This is a genomic window from Marinomonas flavescens, from assembly GCF_004352835.1.
Taxonomy (GTDB): Bacteria; Pseudomonadota; Gammaproteobacteria; order Pseudomonadales; family Marinomonadaceae; genus Marinomonas; species Marinomonas flavescens.
Map to the genome: position 1 here is coordinate 196,854 of NZ_SJSB01000007.1, position 16,448 is coordinate 213,301.

Sequence of the window (16,448 nt, forward strand, 5' to 3'; positions counted from 1 at the left end):
GCATTAAAGAATGGTCGCCAAAAAAAAATATGACAACCTATAAATTAGCTTAACGTATTCCGTGCTGTTGATAAAACAACACCCGTTAAACGATCCAAAACTGGGGATTTCAACTTATACCAATGCCAATATAACGGCACATTTAATTTTGCCTTGGGAAATAATGAGATCAATCTCCCGTCTCTTATCTCTTCCACTACTTGCACAGTAGGAACCAAAGCACAGACTGTGCCAGCCATAATCATCTTTACAAAACCATGCGATGAAGGATACCAGTGACTATTACGAATGTCCGCTTTTACTTGTAGACACTCATGCTGATAACGACGCCACAGATCATCAAATTCATCATAGATAAGCGAAGGCGCTCCTACGACAGTTTCGATACAAATATCATTTTTTAATTGCGTTTTAATGAACTCAGGAGAAGCCACCAGCTCATAGGTCATATTACCCAGAAAAACAGACTCTCCTCCAGACACAGGTGTACCAATTTGACTAATACAAGCAACAACCTCACCTGTCTGCAGAAGCTCTCTCGTTTTACCTTGATCTGCGGCTTTAATATGCAACCTCGCTTGATCAACGCCCGAGAACACACTTAATACTTGAGCAAACCAAGTTGCTAACACATCATTATTAACCGCAATAGAAAGCGGTTGATGGCTGTATCCTTCGTGTAACAACTCAAATAAGCCATCTTCCAGCATGGTTACTTTATTCGCATGCGCCAGTAACTGCTCACCTAGGGGTGTTGCCGAAACAGGACGAGCCCTTATTAATAAAGGACCACCACACGCTTGCTCTAAACGCTTAATGCGCTGAGAAACCGCAGACTGAGTCAAGCTAAGGTGATCTGCAGCGCGCTCAAAACTCTGAAAACGCAATACCGCCACAAAGCAATTTAACGCCTTATAATCCATCATAATATTTTCTTATGTAATTTAAGCTAAATTAATTTAAATTTAATTGTAAATACACTTAGTATCAAGACCATTCAACAGACTCAGATAAGACGGAAAAGATATGATTGCATTTTTGAGTGGGGCAATTACTGGCGGTGGGCTTATTGTAGCCGTTGGCGCGCAAAACAGTTTTCTACTAGAACAAGCCCTAAAACGACACCTCGCCTTCCCTATCGCCTTTTTATTTATCATCAGCGACATTGTTGCGATTGCTCTCGGGGCGTTTGGCTTTGGCTTACTCATTCAAAGTAGTGATTGGTTATTAATGCTATTTCGGTGGGGCGGGGTGGCTTTTTTAACCTGGTTTGCTTTTCAAAAATGGCGCTCCTCTTTTCTCGATGAGCACCTTGTTCTCAAACATTTAAATACGCGCTTAGCGGGTTGGCCGTTACTAATGATGGCCCTTGCAGTAACCTGGTTAAACCCACATTTTTACATTGATACCATGATTTTAATGGGCAGCTTATCCAATCAGTTTTTACATGATAAATGGATGTTTGTACTCGGCGGTGCCACCTCATCCATTGTCTGGTTTTTACTACTGGCGCTCATCGGTCATGCGTGTGCAAAATGGCTTAGCTCGGCCATATTCTGGCGCTGGTTTAATCGTGCCAACGCCCTATTGATATGGAGTATTGCGTTTAAAATTGCCACTCAGCCATTAGCGGGCTAAGCGCCAATGGTGGCAGCTAAAACACAATGTTTCTACAATATCGATTGAATGTAGTAATAAACGCTTATAACTTGATCTCAACCTCATGACTTTCATCTGGGGTTGAGGACGAATCCGCCTCTACCCACATTTCTGCCGTCGCAATTGGACTCACTGAAAGCGCAACCTGAATAGGATCACTTTGATCTTCAATGACCATAGGTGGCTGATAATTAATACGGTATAGAGCCATAAGAGCGACCGAAAAGTTAATCGCAGCAACAAACCAAAATAAGGCATCAATACGAATCAAATCCATCAAAGACGCTGCCAATAGCGGCCCAATCATACCACCAACGCCATTAAGTAGGATCATGCCACTACTCGCGGATAATATTTGCTCAGGTCGTAACTGGTCATTCATATGGGAAGAAGCTAACGAGTACATAGGGAAGGTAAATGCCCCAACACAGAACATGCCTACCATCATCAATATCTGACTGTTGCCCATATTGCCCAGCGGTACAATAAAAGCCGCAAGCCCGCCGACCAAGCCCACCCACAACATAGTCACTCGGCGATCCTGGCGGTCCGACAGCTTTCCTATCGGCCACTGCAACAACATACCGCCGACATAACTTGCACCAATAAATAATGAAATCTGACCAATACTCATACCAATGCTTTGGGCATACAGAGCACCAAGCCCCAGCAAAGCCCCCGCGGTGACTCCAGCGGCGGTTACGCCCGTCACCCCGAGTGGCGCGGTCTTAATCAACCCCATTATATTGAGTTTTTCTGGCACATTAATCGTTGGCGAAGGAGTCCGTACCAATAACAAGGGGACCAACGCCATAGAAATCAAAACGGACGTTAAAATAAACAGACCATATCCACTAGGAGAAGAAAAATTCAACAAGACCTGACCTAATGTCTGACTTGCCCATATCTCAATGGTATAAATAGAAAATAATCGGCCTCGAGTTTGGTTCGTCGCAATGTCGTTTAACCAACTTTCCGTGACAATATACAAACCCGCGTAACACAAGCCCGTGCCCATTCTCATGAGCATCCAAAACCAAGGATTTACCACCACAGATTGCATCAATATCGTCACCGACGCCAATGACGCCACCGCGGCGAAGACTCGAATATGACCGACATTTTTAACCCAAATAGGTACTAAAATAGATCCGACGATAAAACCAAAATAGTACGATGACATGATCAAACCTGTCGCCGTCGTATCAAAAGACTCTAACGATGCACGAATACCAATTAAGGAGCTTTGCAAGGCGCTCGCCATAGAGAGAATGGCAATACCGAAAAGCAGGCTCCAAATAGGAAGCAGTAGAGTTTTAAACATGAATATCCTTCGTACTAACGTGCAGTTTTAACAAAATAGGTGGTTATAATTTCGGCAGACTATACCGACACAATTTATGAATGCAATAACTAATCATCAGGTTAAAAATTTTACTTTCATGATCGTAATTTAACTATTCAGTGTAAAGTATTCAAACCGATTAAAGTAAAAAAACAGCGCCTCTGCTACAAGATAATATACGTAAGTTAAGTACTGTATTTAATACTATCGCCCCGGCACTAAGCTCACAGGTACATTAGTTCACGCCTAATACTGCACCACCCGCATTCATTTACCTTTTGTATTCATCAGAAGAAATGCGAGATAAAAAAAAACGAAGACAATTGGCTTGTCTTCGCTTTGAATTAAAATGAACTCATTGCTGTTGCTAATTAAGAACGTCACTTAAGAAAGTGCTCAGAGCTTCACTAAAGTATAAGACTCAAGGGACTCTCTCTACTGTGTCTCAGTACGGCTAAAATGCTTACCTAATAGTGCGTGGTAGAAGTTATGATCACTTAGAATACCAACACATTGACCGTCATTTTCCAGCACAATGGGACGATTCGTGTGGTAACGAATCTCTACTGCATCACGCATGTTAATCGTTTCATCCACTCGGACAACGGTATTAGCTGGCATGTCTTCAATTCGCATACCGGGCGCCCATTGAGCACTCGCAACCTCTTCTTCGCTGTTGTACACGCCTTGAAATTGACCTGCATCCAACGCAAGCCAAAGATTTTCACCCACGTTAAAGCGTGCTTCTTTTTTCGGCAGCTCTGCAAGCGGAGTCATTAACGCACTACCACACAACACATTAAGGGGATTAGTATGGGCAACAAATTTCTCAACGTATTCAGTGGCTGGGTTTAAGACAATTTGCTCTGGTGCTCCTTGTTGAATGATACGAGCTGATTCCATAATGGCGATTTTAGTGCCAATTTTTAGCGCTTCATCTAAGTCATGGCTAACAAAAATAATGGTTTTGTTTAAACGCTTTTGTAGCTCGATCAATTCGTCTTGTAACTGAGAACGAATTAAAGGATCGAGCGCAGAGAAAGGCTCATCCATCAATAAAACATCAGTATCCATCGCAAAAGCTCGCGCCAAGCCAACACGTTGTCGCATCCCACCAGACAATTCATCTGGTTTTTTATCAGCCCATTGAGTTAAGCCAACCATATCTAATTGTTCTTTTGCTTTAGCAAGGCGGTCTTTCAGAGCCATTCCTTGCATTTCAAGACCAAATGCCACGTTTTCAAGCACAGTCAACCAAGGCATTAATGCAAAACTCTGAAACACCATAGACACTCGGTTAGTACGCATATGACGTAATGTTTTTTCATCACAGGTCGCCATATCAACCATGTCGCTACCATCTTTCACTAGGCAGCGTCCGCGAGCAACTTTATTTAAGCCATTTACTGCTCGCAATAGCGTCGATTTACCAGAACCCGAAAGCCCCATTAACACGCAGATCTCACCTTCGTTTACTTCGATGTTCGCATCTTGCACACCAACAACATCTCCACTCATACCAAGAATTTCATCTCGAGAGTGACCTTTGTCCATTAGAGGAAGCGTCTTAGCCAAATTGTTGCCAAAAACAATATCTAGGTGTTCTATTTTTACAACAGCCATATTTACCCTTCTTTTCTCATCGATGGTGTTTTACAAATACGGTCCAACATAATGGCGACTAAAACAATAGCGATACCCGCCTCAAAACCTTGAGAGATATTTACCGTATTCAATGCTCGGATTACAGGTTTGCCCAAGCCATCCGCACCAACCAATGCCGCGACAACCACCATAGATAAAGACAGCATAATACATTGTGTAATACCGGCCATGATGCTCGGCATTGCTGCAGGTAATTCTACTTTGTAAAGTAATTTTGATTTCGTACAACCAAACGCCAAACCCGCTTCGAGCAATTCGCTAGGCACTTTACTGACCCCTAAATAGGTCAATCGTATCGGCGCAGCTATGGCAAAAATAACGGTTGAAATCAGACCAGGTACATAGCCTAGACCAAATAAAATAAGAGTGGGTATCAAATACACAAACGTAGGAATAGTTTGCATCAAATCTAAAATAGGTCGCAATATCGTGTATAGCCAAGAACGATGTGCGGCCGCAATTCCAATGGGAATACCGATTAGCACACTAAAGGCCGTCGCCGATATTACCAACACCAATGTTTGTACCGTCTCTTCCCAGTAGCCCATGTTAATAATTAACAGTAAAGACGCGGTAATGAACACTAACAACCCAATACTGTGATGTAAAAACCAAACACCAACCAAAACAATTGCAATGACAGCCAGCGGAGGAGCCCACATAATTGAGTCAACCATAGATGTGATCATGGTTTCTAATACAAAAGAAATCAGATCAAAAAAGCCAGAAGCCGAGCCCACAAGCCAGTCTATAAAGCTTTCCATCCAGGCGCCAAGAGGGATTTTATTATCCGTTAGCCAATCCATATTTTATCTCCCGATTTGTAAAAACAGGCACCAGAGGTATATCACCACTGGTGCGCTATACATTAAAAAATAACGTTTTTTATAGACCTAAGTGCGCTTTAACTGCCGCTAGACCATTACCACCTGATTTTGTATTAACGCCATCAAGCCAAGCAGTAAGAGCATCGGGATGTGCTTTTAGCCACTCTTGTGCTGCTGCCGCTGGTTTTTTGCCATCATCAAGAATGTAACCCATGATTTGGTTTTCCATTGGCATAGTAAACTTCAGATTAGTAATCAATTTACCTACATTAGGGCATGACTGGATGTAACCTTTACGAACGTTAGTATGTACGTTCGCACCGCCGTAATTAGGACCAAAATATTCATCACCGCCAGACAAGTAATCCATATCAAAATTTGAATTCATTGGATGCGGAGCCCAACCTAAAAACGCAATCCATTTATGACGACGGATGTTACGCTTAACTTGAGAAAGCATACCTGCTTCACTTGATTCAACTAATTGGAAATTACCTAGATTAAAGGCATTTTTATCGATCATATCTTGAATAAGACGGTTGCCATCGTTACCAGGTTCGATGCCATAGATACGTCCAGCAAACTCTTTGCGATGTTTAGCAAGATCAGAGAAATCCGTTACACCAGCATCATAAGCTTCTTTGCTGACTGCAAGTGTGTATTTAGCGCCTTTCAGATTAGGCCCTAAATCCTGAACCGTACCTGTTTTCAAATAAGGTGCTACATCGGCCTTCATGGAAGGCATCCAGTTACCTAGGAAAACGTCTATATCTTTGTTCGCCATAGACGTATAAGTCACAGGCACAGACAATAGCTGTATTTTTGTATCGTAACCAAGGCCTTGCAATATTTCTGTTGCCACAGCCGTGGTAGAAGTGATGTCAGTCCAACCAACATCTGAAAAGCGTACTGTTGAACAATTCGCTGCCATTGTTAAGCCAGAAATACTGGCGATACCGATCGCGATTACGCCTTTGCTTGCCTTATTTAACATAACTCATCCTCTTTTATGGAAAACTATTGCGAACAAAGACTTTGTTCACTTAAATACATCAGAATTGCTTGGATAAATCACTTCAGCTGTTAATAACAGCTTGCCTTAGACCCAAGCGACTAAGGTTTAAATACTAGCTCTAAATACGTTCCTATCTGCCGAGTTGAACGCACACTATCAATACCACCCGACAAACACCCTCTTAACCACATACCATCGATTAATGCTGCCACGGTTTGTGCTATTTCTCGTGCTTTCTCGATATCAAACGCTTCTTTTAGCACCACAACCAATGCAGTATGTAAACGGTGGTAATACACATTCTGCAATCTGAACAATGATGGTGTATGCATGGCCGATGCCCAAAACCCCATCCATGCCTTTACTACTTGAGGATGAGTTTGCGATTGGTTCAAGCTAGCTTGAACCAAGGCCATTACTTTTTCTTTAGAGGACTTATCTTTAGCCTGCAAAACTTCTTTGCTTAATCCTTCAAAAAACTCATGAATTAAACTCTTCATCGTTTCTTCAAGAAGACCGTTTTTTCCGCCAAAATAATGATTTATGATGGCTGGTGACACTCCAGCATTTTTACCGATAATACTAACGGTAGCGCCTGCGAAGCCATATTCATCAATGGCATTAATCGCGGCTTCGATTAACTGAGGCTTTCGTATTTCTTGCATTCCCAATTTTGGCATTACAAATCCTTTTTTATTAAACAGCCGTTTAATGAAAACTATAGTAGGCTGCTTTTACAATAATGGTCAACCCTTGACAAATCAAAAACTTAGTACTCTAAACAACTTAAGCTTATGATTTAAAAGAGTAAAATGGTAAATAAAATAAATATTAACTTTTATTAATAAACTGCTATTGTCGTGAATATAAACATTAAGGATGTTTTTTAAACAATCCTAAGGTCGCCAATCGAAATATCACTGCATCACACTTTTTTTGTTTAAAATATAGTCAATCACAAGATATAGTGAAGATCACCCAACTCACATTAAGAATAGAGTTCAAAATACTAATAGGAAAAAGGTAATGGATAGCAACGCATCTTGTTTTGATAAAGAGATAGACCGAACAAACAGCAATAGCGATAAATGGACCAAATATCCTCAAGATGTGATCCCATTGTGGGTCGCCGATATGGATTTTGAGTCGCCAGATTGCATCAAAACAGCCCTCAATGAGCGAATTGAGCACGGCGTTTTTGGTTATACACACGCTTCCAACGAACTAGAAAATACGATCGTAGAGTATGCAAAGCGTCGTTATGACTGGGGTATTTCAAGCGCACAGATTGTTCACTTACCAGGATTAGTCTGCGCTTTGCATTTGGCCGTGAGAGCTTTCTCTAGCGAAGGCGATACTATTATTGTTCCTAGCCCTATCTATCCTAATTTCAACAAGGCTGTACTTCATGCGAATCGTGAGTTATCGCATGTTGAGATGCAGATAGAAGACGGCCGTTGGGTACTTGATATGCAAGCGTTTGAAATCGCCTGTGCCCAACCCAATAGTAAAATGATTCTATTGTGTAACCCGCATAACCCAGGCGGTACGGTTTACACCAGAGCAGAACTTGAAGCAATTCATCAGCTTGCACAGCGCTATGATTTATTGGTCGTTAGCGATGAAATTCACTGTGACCTGATTCTCGATGATGTGCCTCATGTACCTTTCGCCAGTGTTAATGAAGACGCGACCAACCGTACCATCACATTAATGGCGCCTAGCAAAACCTTTAATGTTGCTGGCTTAGGCTATGCTTTCGCAGTGATTGCTAACCCAGCACTGAGGGCGACCTTTAACAATGCAAAAGCTGGGCTGGTTCCTTACCCTAATTTACTCGGTTTAATAGCGGCAAACGCAGCATTTGGAGAAGGTCAAGATTGGCACGAATCGCTACTCACTTACCTAAAAGAAAATCGCGATATTATTGAGCGCTGGCTACCAAGCACTCCCCTAAAAATGGTTCATTTGGAAGCCACTTATTTGGCTTGGATTGATGTCTCTGCGTTACAACTTAATAGCGTTCATCAATTCTTTTTGGATGCTGGTGTAGGAATTTCTGATGGAAAAGATTTTGGCAATCCTAACTATATTCGCCTAAACTTTGGGTGTCCTAAATCACGACTCGAAGATGCGATTAAGCGAATAAATGATGCTCTAAAAAAGCATAATTATTTATAGTTCTCTTTATTAAAAAGGAATTAGGTACGCATAATCGAGCCCCTTGGAGGTTATTATGATGACGCTACCCACTAATCCCTTTGTCGATCACTATATTGAGCACGCCTCTGCAAGCATGCGTGCTGACTTGCATGAAATTCTCGCAATAATGAGACTGATAGCTCCCGAGGCGGAGCTTTCTTTTGATCTTGGCATTCCCTACTTCCAGCAAGATTCTGACCTGCTATTCGGTGTTGCGGCTAGAGAAGATCACCTGTGTATTTACTTTGATGATACAACCCAATTTTATTCTTTTGCAGAACGCTTAAATCATGCTCAATTCGGTGAGAATTGTCTCAGTTTCCATCGTCTTCACGACATCAATATTAATGTATTCGCTGAACTTCTAAGCCAGATAAAAGTTCATTCAATAAAACAAGGCCGTGACCGTACAGCCCATTTATTACATTAAAAAACTTCTCTGGGAGCCCATTAAACACATGATATTTAATAGTCACACTTTGTGTAATCAATGACGAAATAGTCATGTCATTGGCTACCAAAGTGCTTTATTATAAAAACATTACAAATAAGAGGGTTAAAAAGTCATCTCACTTTTACATTAACCCAATAGGCAACCTAGCTTAATGAGCGATTTTTCCTTACAAATTGGTATTTGGATGTCTTTACCTTGCTCACTTATACTTTGGCAATGGAAAATACATAAGACACTACACCATCAAGTACCAAGACAATCTTCCCATAACAATAGCTTGCTGTTGTTAAGCTCATTACGCCTTAGACTCACCCAAACCTCACTCACCTCCCTGATCGCTGTTATCCACACAAATCAAAACAGTGGTGGCAAAAATAAAGCCACTCTGGATAATTCTAAAAAAAATGGCCAAACCTTATTAAAGTTCTTGTTGCTAATACCCTTTCAAAAAACATTATTGTTAACTAGGTTCTATTCAAAATAAACACTTTAGGAAAGACTATGAGTTATCACGAAATTAATCAGATTGAAATGCGGATTATCGGTTGCCTCATTGAAAAAGAAATTGCTACGCCTGACCTCTATCCGCTTAGCATCAACTCACTTGTTAGCGCTTGCAATCAAAAATCCAGTCGCGACCCTGTTACCAGTTACACAGAAGTTGAAATTCAAGATGCGTTAGATGCTCTTACCAAAAGAGGTTTAGTTACCAATGCTTCAGGTTCCAATGGGCGCGTAAGCAAATATCAGCACCGTTTTTGTAACACCGAATTTTCAGACCTTCAATTATCCACTGCAGAGCTTGCTGTGATTTGCTTACTTTTCGTCCGAGGCCCTCAAACTCCCGGAGAATTGCGCTCAAGAAGTGGTCGCTTACATAATTTTCAAGATAGAGAAGAAGTTGAAGACACGCTAAAATCTTTGCAAGAAAAAAACGGTGGCCCTTTTGTGAAACAACTAGCAAGAGAACCAGGAAAACGAGAGTCTCGTTATCAAGAATGCTTTTGTACAGAAAACAATATAGGCATTGAAGACATTGCTATTAGCACCTCTAATTCAACTGACGACTCACTAAAAAACAGAGTAGAAGAGCTAGAAGAATTGGTATTAAGCTTGTCTGAACGGCTAGAAAAGATAGAAAATGCCAGTGGACTGTAGTCAAAATTAACGGCAGACTTAATCGCTTTTTAATAATACGAATTATCAATTAAAATGCCGTTAATCTCGGACCATTTATTACTTACAAGAGGAGAATCCCATGAAACAGGTACGCTGGGGAATAATCGGCACAGGGAATATTGCCCGCCGTTTTGCAAGCGACTTTTGTTATGCAAAATCAGGCGAATTGCGCGCTATCGCTTCACGGGATAAATCCTCAGCGGATGCATTCTCTGCTGATTTCGACATCGAACTTGCCTTTGTAGATTACTTTTCACTGATCAATAGTCACGAAGTTGATGTTGTCTATATCGCCACACCTCATACTTCTCACTATGATTTAACCAAGGCCTGTCTCTTAGCCGGCAAAGCCGTATTATGTGAAAAACCTTTGACCCTCAATGCAATCCAATCAAAAGAGCTTTATGATTTAGCAGCCGAGAAAAATATTTTCTTGATGGAAGCTATGTGGACACGCTTTAACCCTGTCATTGAACAGGTTATTGAATGGGTTGAAGAAGGCGAAATTGGCGAACTACACAGTATCCAAGCAAGTTTTAATTTCGTAGCCCCAACAGATCCAAATCATCGCTTATTGGATCCAAAATTAGGGGGTGGTGCCTTACTTGATATTGGTATTTACCCTGTTTTCCTTGCTCAATTGTTTTTTGGTAAACCAGACTTTATTCAAAACCAAGCCGTTATTGGTGATACAGAGGTCGATATTTTTGAGCAAATACTCCTAGGCTGGGAAAACGGTCAGCTTGCTTCTTTGGAAGCATCGCTCATTTCTTGCAACCCAAATAGAGCCACTTTTTCTGGGTCCAAAGGGTATATTGAAATCGACTCAGAATGGTTTAAAGCCAAATCGTGCCGTATGGTAAGCAGTGAACAACAAGAACGAGTAATTGAGTTTGATTTTCCTGGAGAAGGCTACCAATTTGAGGTTGACGAAGTAAATCGATGCTTAATAGAAGGATTACAAGAAAGTCCCAACCATAGCAGACAGGACAGCCTTGAATTGATCGCCACGCTAGATGAAATACGTCAAGACATCGGATTAAGTTACCCAGGTGAAGCTGAGCATGATGATCATGAAGAGGACATTCACGATCATCACCATGAACATCACCACCACAAACACTAATTCTGTCTCTTAAGACCATGCTATTGAGGACCCGCTCATAGACATGGTCTTTATCCATTTCACAACGCTAATGTACTCTATATTGAGTACATTTAACTTAGCTAAATATCAGCTGGCTGAACCATACACTGACGGGAAGTGTGACGACACATAAGATAGTCTGTAAGGTAATAAACGCTGCCATTCGCTCCGCATCTCCCCCTAACTGACGTGCCAATGCATACGCTGAAGTGGCAGTAGGCACTACACCAAATAAAATGGCGACCAAAGCAGGCAAACCACTTATCCCCAGCCACCAGCACATCAAACCAATGGATAAAGGGAAAATAATAAACCGAGCTATAGTAGAAAAAACAAAGGTCATACCTACCGAACGGATTACCTCCAAACGCACGCTTGCCCCTACCGCTAATAAAACCATTGGCAACGCGGCTTTAGAAATTAGCTCAGCCATATCTGTCACTACTGGAATGGGGGTAAGTCCTAATAAATTCAGGCCACATCCTAGTACAATTGAGATAATTAATGGATTACGCACCAAGGCGCCGCTCAACAGCTTAGGTAATGATGGGCAAACAGCAACATTATCAGACGATGGTTTTCCGTGCATCAGCACCATACTGATCACCAAAAATACATTAATAGCAGGAATTAATACCGAGGCGCCTAGAGCCGCATAAGTCAATCCATCATTACCGTACAAACTCCCCGCTAACGCTAAAACAATAAAAGTATTAAATCGGACGCCCGCTTGTAGCATGCTGGATGCTGTTGGCGCTTTTGCACCAATAAGCCAAACGCTCGCAAAAGTAAAAATAGCCGTCATTACTAAAGCACTAAGTAGCACTAAAGCATATTGCGGTAATAGTGGGTTTGAGAAATCGATTTGGGATGTTTTATAGAAAAGTAAGGCAGGGAAAAGGAGCCAATAAGTCAACTTATCTACACCTGGCCAAAATCCCGACATAGGAAAACTCAAGCGCTGACAGAGTGCGCCAGCCATCAGTAGTAAAAAAACAGGAATAATATCCATTGAAAGTGAAAACACACTAAGTCCTTATTATGATGTAAACGTTAACGCTTCATTAAATGCCAGTTCTGCTTTACTAATTCAGTAATGAACCAGTGAAGCCCTCGCCCCACTTCTTCTTTCCGCCATGCCAAATACGCCATTTGATTTGGTCTTGGTATACTACATTCCCGAATAACCAAATCTCCTCTTTTTAGTTCCTCACTAATGCGGTGTTTAGGTAAATACCCTACTCCTAGCCCCAAGCATTGAGCCTGTATTTTACTGCGCATCGTATCGACTCTTAGCACTTGCCTACTTTCAAAAATACCGCTATTTCGGACTGGCAAGATTTTTGACGTATCAGCGACAACAATCGCAGGATAATCACGCAACTGCAGAGCAGTAACTGGGCCTTGCGATGAAGCTAGCGGATGCTTTGGCGACACAGCAAACACAAATTCGATCTCCCCTAATAGTTGAGTATGAAAACTTCCTTTAGGGAGTTCTCCAGTCGCACCTATCACTAAATCTACTCGATCATCCTGTAGCGCGTCCCAAGCACCACCAACCGCTTCTTCTGATAAGCTGATTTCAACTGGACGGTTTTGCGATAAAAACATACCCACCACCAACATTAAAGGCTCTTCCTCTAGCACTGTATCACGGGCAATTCTTAACCTTGGCTCCCATCCGGATTCTAGCTCTTTAACCGAATCTTCCAAATGGCGAGCGGCCTCTAAAATACATTGCCCTCTCTCCAAAACAAGTTGACCCGCAGACGTCAATACGGCCTTTTGGCGCGACCGATCGAATAACGCAACACCCAAGTCTTCCTCAAGTTTCTTAACCGTATAAGTTAAGGCAGATGGCACCTTGAAGAGCACATCAGCGGCAGCAGAAAAACTACCTTGCTGATGAATCGCTTCTAATACGCGCAAAGCTTCTATTGTGATGGCGTTATTCATAGGCCGATTCCTTTGTTCAAATATTTTGAAATACTAGCTCAAAACCTTCTAATTTTCTTTCAAATCCTTCTCTCTTACACTAACTCCATACCGAAGCAATGCGAACTGAAATTATTCAGTCCGTCCTATAAAATCAACCTGAAGGTGTTAAATTATGATCACTATCCGTAAAGCAAACGACCGTGGACAAGCTGACTTTGGTTGGCTAAATAGTCATCACACTTTCTCTTTTGGTCATTATTACGATTCAAAACATATGGGGTTTTCTCACTTACGTGTTATCAACGACGACAGGGTCACTCCTGGAGCAGGTTTCGATACTCACGGCCATCGTGATATGGAAATAATCAGCTATGTGCTACAAGGGCGCATCGCTCATAAAGACAGCGCAGGTAATATAAAAGAACTTCCTGCAGGTGAATTTCAGCTAATGTCTGCTGGTAAAGGCGTAACGCACAGTGAATTCAATGCATCAGATACTGAACCGTTAAAGTTTTTACAAATTTGGATTGAGCCTAATGTCACTGGAGGTAATCCAGGCTATCAACAAAAAGATTTTGGACAAAATCATGGTTTAACCACCATCATTACTCCTGATGGTCGCAATGGTACGCTAAGCATTAAGCAAGATGCTCAATTGTCAGAACTTATCTTAGATGCAGGCAAGCAGGAAAAAGTCACCGTTAATAATAAACGTAATGTTTATGTGCACCAGGTAGAAGGTGAATTAACCTTGAATGATGGCACTATTCTCACCCCTGGAGATGGTGTAAAGGTATCGGATGAAGTGGCTATTACGCTTAAAAACACAGGCACTACGCAAGTCAGAGCATTAATTTTTGACTTAGTATAACTCGAAGAAAATAGGCAAAAAACGCTATAGTGATTGGTTTACTAACGCCCTTTTTGGCTGGCTTTTTCTACTTTTATACGCTCCATTGTCACTTATATCGCGCTATTTTATTCAAAAAACATGAATCTAGTGGTGATACACGACGCAACAGCAGTAAGAAATGTAGAAGGAGCCAAGAAAGCGCCTTTAATAGCGGATAATAAAGTGTCCTGTTTTCTTTACAGCTTTTAAATAATTTACCTCGTTATTCCATTGTATTTTGCAATAAATGCGGCAAAATGGTTTGGAAACTTAATCAAGTAAATCATGCTATTTTGCTTCATCGCAGTAACGCTTTGAGGCATTCTAAAAGGACCCCGTAACTATCATGTTTAAGCATTTAAAAGCCGTTTCTGGCGACCCTCTTTTAGCTCTTATCGTTGCTCATAAGCAAGATTTGAATCCAAAAAAAATAGACTTGGGTGTTGGCGTCTATAAAAACGACCATGGTGATACCCCTATTTTAAATAGCGTAAAGAAAGCCGAAGCTATCTTACTTGAACAAGAAGAGTCTAAAAGCTATTTAGGCATTTACGGTGCTGCTGAATTTGAAACGGTTATTCAAAATTTAGTCTTTGGTGAAGGCAACCCTCTAATTACATCAGGTCGTATTCGCTCAACACAAACTCCAGGTGGTACCGGCGCACTTAAAGTAGCCGCTGACTTTATCAGTGCGAACTTAAAAAACGCTCGTCTATGGGTTAGTGATCCAACGTGGGGGAATCATGAATCTATTTTTAATTCCGCTGGAGTCGAAGTAAAGTCATACCCTTATTATAACCCTGAAACGAATGGTCTTCGCTTTGAAGAAATGATGGCAACATTAAGAGCTGAAGCAAAAGAAGGTGATGTCCTACTTGTCCACGCTTGTTGTCACAACCCAACAGGTATCGATTTACAGCCTGAACATTGGAACATCATTACTGACTTTATTAACGAACGTGGTTTATTGCCGCTAGTAGATGCTGCTTATCAAGGGTTTGGAGACGGCTTAGATGCCGACTTAGCTGGCCTACGCCATATGGCAGCCAATGTAAAAAGCATGCTAGTTGCAAACTCTTTCTCTAAAAACTTTGGTATTTATCGCGAACGCTGTGGCGGCTTAAGTATTCTTGCAGAAACTAAAGAAGAAGCAAATGCCGCCTTCTCTATTATTGGTCAAGCAATTCGCGCTAACTACTCAATGCCACCAGCGCATGGCGCAGCGGTTGTTTACACCATTATGAGTAGCCCTGAACTAAAAGCAGAATGGGAAATAGAAGTCGCTGGAATGCGTAATCGAATTAATGGGTTACGCGACAAACTTGTTACTAAACTAGCCGCTTCTGGTGTTAGCAAAGACTTTAGCTTCATCAAAAATCAGCGTGGTATGTTCTCGTATTCAGGTCTAACTCTTGAGCAAGTTCATACATTGCGTAACGACTACTCTATTTATATTGCAGATTCTGGGCGCATGAGCATATCTGGAGTTAGCGATAACAATATTGATTATCTATGTGAAAGCATTGCAAAAGTAGTTGGCTAATTTGCTAGATAAAAACTAATTTAACACTCTGAAAACAGTAAGACATGAAGCCCCACAATGATTGAATACGTCAATTTTGAGGGGCTTTCATGATGAGCTAACCAAGAATGACGACACGTAGAACATTCATTAATAAAAACAGACTTATTGTTCAATAAAACAACAACATTCATCTTTATCAGAAACATGTCGAATTGACGACAATGTTACTTTCCTCTGAACTGTCGGACTTCTTCAAATATACGGTCAACAAGCAAAACAATGTATGTTCAGATCAAAGTTTTGCACTCTGACAAGAACATACATTTAACCCTTTCGATCAAGATTTACGTTTGTATACTCGTACCCAATCAACTTTCATCGTAGTTGGATACCCTGCGGCGTCTGCTGAGCCAGGTGTTGGGCAGCGACGAAGGTCATCAGGGCAATCTTTAGTAAGCGTCGGTTAAACCCCACATAGTAATTCCTTCCAAAAACCATAAAGTCTTTTGTTTTCTCAACAGGAACATAAGGCTTATGTTTACATCCTCCTCTCAGCACCATGTCACTTTGATCTGTGGTCCCACGGACATGCGTAAAGCC

General features: G+C 41.4%; 16 protein-coding genes. 7 read left to right on the top strand and 9 right to left on the bottom strand.

Translation table 11 applies throughout. The features are described from left to right. Positions 1-44 precede the first annotated feature (44 nt). Positions 45-926, bottom strand: coding sequence for an ArgP/LysG family DNA-binding transcriptional regulator (locus E0D70_RS09555; RefSeq protein ID WP_133012046.1), 882 nt, complete (start codon positions 924-926; stop codon positions 45-47). 100 nt (positions 927-1,026) lie between these two features. Between E0D70_RS09555 and E0D70_RS09560 the strand changes: the two genes are divergently transcribed. After that, the gene (locus tag E0D70_RS09560; protein ID WP_133012047.1) at positions 1,027-1,638 is read left to right on the top strand and encodes a LysE/ArgO family amino acid transporter; all 612 of its coding nucleotides are present in this window, start codon (positions 1,027-1,029) and stop codon (positions 1,636-1,638) included. A 64-nt stretch (positions 1,639-1,702) separates the two neighbouring features. On the opposite strand, the gene E0D70_RS09565 is transcribed toward E0D70_RS09560, so the two are convergent. The 5 genes from E0D70_RS09565 to betI all read right to left on the bottom strand — a co-directional run bounded on the left by E0D70_RS09565 (position 1,703) and on the right by betI (position 7,191). Continuing rightward, positions 1,703-2,983 (bottom strand): MFS transporter, encoded by a 1,281-nt coding sequence (locus tag E0D70_RS09565; protein ID WP_133012048.1) that lies wholly within the window; start codon positions 2,981-2,983, stop codon positions 1,703-1,705. Positions 2,984-3,439: 456 nt separating this feature from the next. Continuing rightward, positions 3,440-4,627 carry a choline ABC transporter ATP-binding protein gene (gene choV / locus E0D70_RS09570; RefSeq protein WP_133012049.1) on the bottom strand — a complete coding sequence of 396 codons (1,188 nt, stop codon included), beginning with the start codon at positions 4,625-4,627 and terminating at the stop codon, positions 3,440-3,442. A gap of 2 nt (positions 4,628-4,629) precedes the next feature. Next, the gene (gene choW, locus E0D70_RS09575; protein WP_133012050.1) at positions 4,630-5,475 is read right to left on the bottom strand and encodes a choline ABC transporter permease subunit; all 846 of its coding nucleotides are present in this window, start codon (positions 5,473-5,475) and stop codon (positions 4,630-4,632) included. A gap of 79 nt (positions 5,476-5,554) precedes the next feature. Continuing rightward, positions 5,555-6,490, bottom strand: a complete 936-nt coding sequence (locus E0D70_RS09580; protein WP_133012051.1) for a choline ABC transporter substrate-binding protein — start codon at positions 6,488-6,490, stop codon at positions 5,555-5,557. Positions 6,491-6,609: 119 nt separating this feature from the next. Continuing rightward, entirely contained in the window at positions 6,610-7,191 is a 582-nt protein-coding gene (gene betI, locus E0D70_RS09585) for a transcriptional regulator BetI (RefSeq protein ID WP_133012052.1), read from the bottom strand. A gap of 346 nt (positions 7,192-7,537) precedes the next feature. Here betI and E0D70_RS09590 point away from each other — a divergent pair, with 346 nt between their 5' ends. The 4 genes from E0D70_RS09590 to E0D70_RS09605 all read left to right on the top strand — a co-directional run bounded on the left by E0D70_RS09590 (position 7,538) and on the right by E0D70_RS09605 (position 11,472). After that, entirely contained in the window at positions 7,538-8,692 is a 1,155-nt protein-coding gene (locus E0D70_RS09590; protein WP_133012053.1) for a MalY/PatB family protein, read from the top strand. 55 nt (positions 8,693-8,747) lie between these two features. Beyond that, a complete protein-coding gene (locus E0D70_RS09595) occupies positions 8,748-9,143 on the top strand; it encodes a DUF1801 domain-containing protein (RefSeq protein WP_133012054.1) in 396 nt (131 codons plus the stop codon). A gap of 525 nt (positions 9,144-9,668) precedes the next feature. Next, a complete protein-coding gene (locus tag E0D70_RS09600; protein ID WP_133012055.1) occupies positions 9,669-10,325 on the top strand; it encodes a YceH family protein in 657 nt (218 codons plus the stop codon). A 100-nt stretch (positions 10,326-10,425) separates the two neighbouring features. Next, positions 10,426-11,472: a Gfo/Idh/MocA family protein gene (locus E0D70_RS09605; RefSeq protein ID WP_133012056.1), complete on the top strand. Its 1,047-nt coding sequence runs from the start codon at positions 10,426-10,428 to the stop codon at positions 11,470-11,472. A gap of 97 nt (positions 11,473-11,569) precedes the next feature. On the opposite strand, the gene E0D70_RS09610 is transcribed toward E0D70_RS09605, so the two are convergent. Then, positions 11,570-12,520: an AEC family transporter gene (locus tag E0D70_RS09610; protein WP_133012057.1), complete on the bottom strand. Its 951-nt coding sequence runs from the start codon at positions 12,518-12,520 to the stop codon at positions 11,570-11,572. A gap of 26 nt (positions 12,521-12,546) precedes the next feature. Further along, positions 12,547-13,449: a LysR substrate-binding domain-containing protein gene (locus E0D70_RS09615; protein WP_133012058.1), complete on the bottom strand. Its 903-nt coding sequence runs from the start codon at positions 13,447-13,449 to the stop codon at positions 12,547-12,549. Between the two features lie 154 nt (positions 13,450-13,603). Here E0D70_RS09615 and E0D70_RS09620 point away from each other — a divergent pair, with 154 nt between their 5' ends. After that, a complete protein-coding gene (locus tag E0D70_RS09620; RefSeq protein ID WP_133012059.1) occupies positions 13,604-14,302 on the top strand; it encodes a pirin family protein in 699 nt (232 codons plus the stop codon). 367 nt (positions 14,303-14,669) lie between these two features. After that, the gene (locus E0D70_RS09625; RefSeq protein WP_133012060.1) at positions 14,670-15,866 is read left to right on the top strand and encodes an amino acid aminotransferase; all 1,197 of its coding nucleotides are present in this window, start codon (positions 14,670-14,672) and stop codon (positions 15,864-15,866) included. 357 nt (positions 15,867-16,223) lie between these two features. On the opposite strand, the gene E0D70_RS17560 is transcribed toward E0D70_RS09625, so the two are convergent. Next, positions 16,224-16,448 (bottom strand): hypothetical protein (locus E0D70_RS17560; RefSeq protein WP_207923241.1); only part of this gene is annotated, 225 nt, incomplete at its 5' end.